Source organism: Halomonas sp. 707B3, assembly GCF_024158645.1.
Lineage (GTDB): Bacteria > Pseudomonadota > Gammaproteobacteria > Pseudomonadales > Halomonadaceae > Vreelandella > Vreelandella lionensis.
Genome location: NZ_JAMZBE010000236.1, coordinates 1 through 3,219, shown reverse-complemented (window position 1 = coordinate 3,219; position 3,219 = coordinate 1). Strand labels below are relative to the sequence as shown.

Here is a 3,219-nt window from a genome sequence, read left to right as displayed (position 1 = left end):
CCCGATACCCCGCTCTATCCGATTCGGGAAGTTTCCCGCTTAACGGGTGTGAACTCGGTCACCCTGCGCGCCTGGGAGCGACGCTACGGATTAATTCGCCCCCAGCGGACCCCTAAGGGTCACCGGCTCTATGCCCAGGACGATATCAGCCGTATTGAACGCATTCTCCAGTGGCTCAACCGAGGCGTGCCGGTCAGCCAGGTCGCCGACCTGCTTGACCAGCCCGAAACGGTAGAGGCCCCCGCCCCAGATGCCGGGGACTGGTCTAGCCAGCGCCAGCAGCTTCTGGCGGTCATTGAAGCCGTCGACCTTCCCAAGCTGGAAGCGCTCTACCATCAAAGCCTAGCGCTCTATCCGCTAAGCGTGGCGATTAACGAGCTGTGGCAGCCCGTCATTCTAACCCTAGAAGCTAAATGGGCGGCGCAGCCAGATGATTTGGTGCGCCGCACCTTTGAGGCCTTTTTGCGTAGTCAGGTGGGTACTCGCCTGCACTACGCCAACCAGGCAACCCGCGGCCCGCTGATTCTGCTCAGCGCCATGCCCGATGACCCAGGCCCGCTGTGGGTACTGATGAGTGCACTGATGGCCAGCGAGCAGGGCTACCGAGTCCAGCTGTTTGATCATTCGCTGGCACTCGAAGACCTTGCACAAGCGGTGTCTCGCCTGCACTCCTCAATGGTTCTGCTCTCTAGCGGCCAGCGGGAATGCGACAACTATATTCGCGTAGCGCTACCCAAAGCCGCTGAAGCGCTGGGCGTGCCTATCGGCGTATGCGGTGAAGTCGCGCGCCTGCGTGAGAACGATCTGCGCGACGGTCCTGTTCATATGCTGGGCGACGATCTACCCCAGGCGATCGCCCGGCTACGCCCTCTGCTGCGTGAATCAGGCATTCTTTAAGCGCACGAAAAGTCGCCAACCTAAGGGCTTTGCATGAACCTGCAGCTTGTTTGGTTTCGCAGTGATCTACGTATTCATGACAATTCCGCACTCGCCGCCGCTGCCGCCAAAGGGCCGGTAGTGGCGGTTTTTTTGCGTAGCATTGAGCAGTGGCGTGACCACGGCCACGGCGCAAATAAGCTCGATTTCTGGGCGCGTGGTGTTAGCGCGCTTAAGGCCTCGCTCAATGGCTTGAATATTCCGCTGTTGCATCGCGATATTGGGCGTTTCGACGACGCCCCCAAGGCGCTTTTAGAGGTTGCCCGCGAGCATGGCATCAAGCAGCTCCACTTCAATTATGAGTATCCGCTGAACGAGCAGCGCCGCGACCAGTCGGTGCTGGAGACTTTTCAGCAGGCCGGTATTACCGCCCAAGGCCATCACGACGCGGTGGCGTTTGCCCCCGGTACCTTGCTGACAGGCAAAGGCGACTACTACGGCGTCTTCACCCCGTTTTCAAAAGCGTGGCACAAGCAAGTTACCGCCGAGCAGTTAGCCCTGCGCGACACGCCCAGCGTGCAGTCACCGCTAGCCATTGACAGTGATCCATTACCAGCACTGCCAACGCTAGATGATGAGCCGCTGGATGGGCGTCTCTGGCCTGCGGGTGAAAATGCTGCCAGCGATAACCTTGAGCGTTTTTTACGCTTTCGGGGTCGTCACTATAAAGATCAGCGTGACTTTCCTAAGGTGCGCGGCACGAGCGAGCTTTCGCCCTACTTAGCGCTGGGCGTTATTTCCCACCGCCAGTGCCTGCAAGCGGTCATGAGCGAAAACGGCGGGCACCTTGCCGATGGCGATGCAGGCCTTACCACCTGGGTAAACGAACTCATCTGGCGCGAGTTTTATCAGCATGTAGCGGTCGGCTTTCCTCAGGTATGCCGCTACCAGCCGTTTCAAGCGCACACCAAGCAGTTGCAATGGCGGGATGACGACGAAGGGTTTGCCGCCTGGTGCGAAGGCCGCACCGGTTATCCGATTGTGGATGCCGCCATGCGCCAGCTAGTGACGACCGGCTGGATGCACAATCGCCTGCGAATGATTACGGCCATGTTTCTCAGCAAGCATCTGCTGATTGACTGGCGGCGGGGCGAAGCCTTTTTTATGCGCCACTTGGTCGATGGCGAGTTTTGCGCCAATAACGGCGGCTGGCAGTGGGCAGCCTCAACGGGTACCGATGCGGCACCTTACTTCCGCATTTTCAACCCCACGACCCAATCCACGCGCTTCGACCCAGGCGGCGAATTTATTGCTCAGTGGCTACCCGAGCTCAAGACGTTGCCTGCCAAAGCGCGCCATGCGCCGCCTCAGGACATGCTCAACCCGATTGACTACCCAGCGCCCATCGTTGACCACAAAGCGGCTCGCCAGCGGGCGCTGGATGCCTTCAAAGCGCTCTCCAAATAACGTTAACCTCAGCACCTCTCCATAGCGGCGTCCCGCCGCTATTCTGCTAACTATCGCGTCCCTCTTCCCCAACACGCAACGCAACCAGGCAAGGAATCCGTGATGAACAACGATCAAGCCTTGGCCAACTTTTGCGCCTTCTTTAATAAACTAGACAATACCTGTACAGAAAAACTATACGAGGTATATACTGAGGGTGTTGTTTTCAACGATCCGCTGCATCACATTGAAGGTCGAGACGCGCTTGAGCGCTATCTCGCCACGATGTATGAGAACGTTGAACGCTGCCGTTTCACCTATCACTCGCAGCAACGACAAGCGAATCAGGCCTTTGTGACATGGACAATGGAGTTCGTTCATCCACGCTTGGCGGGTGGCAAGCCGATTCGTGTTGAAGGCTGCAGCGCCTTAACGTTTGAAGAGGACGGGAGAGTATCGCGACACCGTGACTACTTTGACGCTGGCGCCATGCTGTATGAGCACCTTCCTATCATGGGGCGCGTCATACGCTGGTTAAAGCAACGCCTTAGTTGAAAAAAGGGTGACCTCGTTTATGTGCACGCCCGTTGCGTGCTAACAGGCCGCTATAGGAGAGCAGGATGAGCACATGGAAAACGCCCCAACGCATTTGGCTAACCGGTGCTACCTCCGGTATTGGGGAGGCGCTGGCCAAGCAGTTCATCGCCCAGGGCCACAGCGTTGTTCTGAGCGCCCGCAACGAAGAGGCGCTCAATGCCCTTTGCGATGGTCATAGCAACGCTTACCCGCTGCCGCTGGATGTGAGCGACCATCAAGCCGTGCTTGCGGCGGGTGAACAGATCGCAGAGTGGCTGGGCGCATTAGACATTGCGCTCTTCAATGCCGGCACCTGTGAGT

At 58.2% G+C, this 3,219-nt stretch carries 4 protein-coding genes; all 4 read left to right on the top strand.

The genetic code is table 11. The features are described from left to right. A partial coding sequence (locus BIS10_RS18030) for a MerR family transcriptional regulator (protein ID WP_253507436.1) occupies window positions 1-897 on the top strand: 897 nt, incomplete at its 5' end. 33 nt (window positions 898-930) lie between these two features. Continuing rightward, window positions 931-2,343 carry a deoxyribodipyrimidine photo-lyase gene (gene phrB, locus BIS10_RS18025; protein ID WP_253507433.1) on the top strand — a complete coding sequence of 471 codons (1,413 nt, stop codon included), beginning with the start codon at window positions 931-933 and terminating at the stop codon, window positions 2,341-2,343. A 102-nt stretch (window positions 2,344-2,445) separates the two neighbouring features. Next, window positions 2,446-2,877, top strand: a complete 432-nt coding sequence (locus tag BIS10_RS18020) for a nuclear transport factor 2 family protein (protein WP_253507431.1) — start codon at window positions 2,446-2,448, stop codon at window positions 2,875-2,877. A 65-nt stretch (window positions 2,878-2,942) separates the two neighbouring features. Beyond that, on the top strand, window positions 2,943-3,219 hold a 277-nt coding region (locus BIS10_RS18015), incomplete at its 3' end, for an SDR family oxidoreductase (RefSeq protein WP_253507428.1).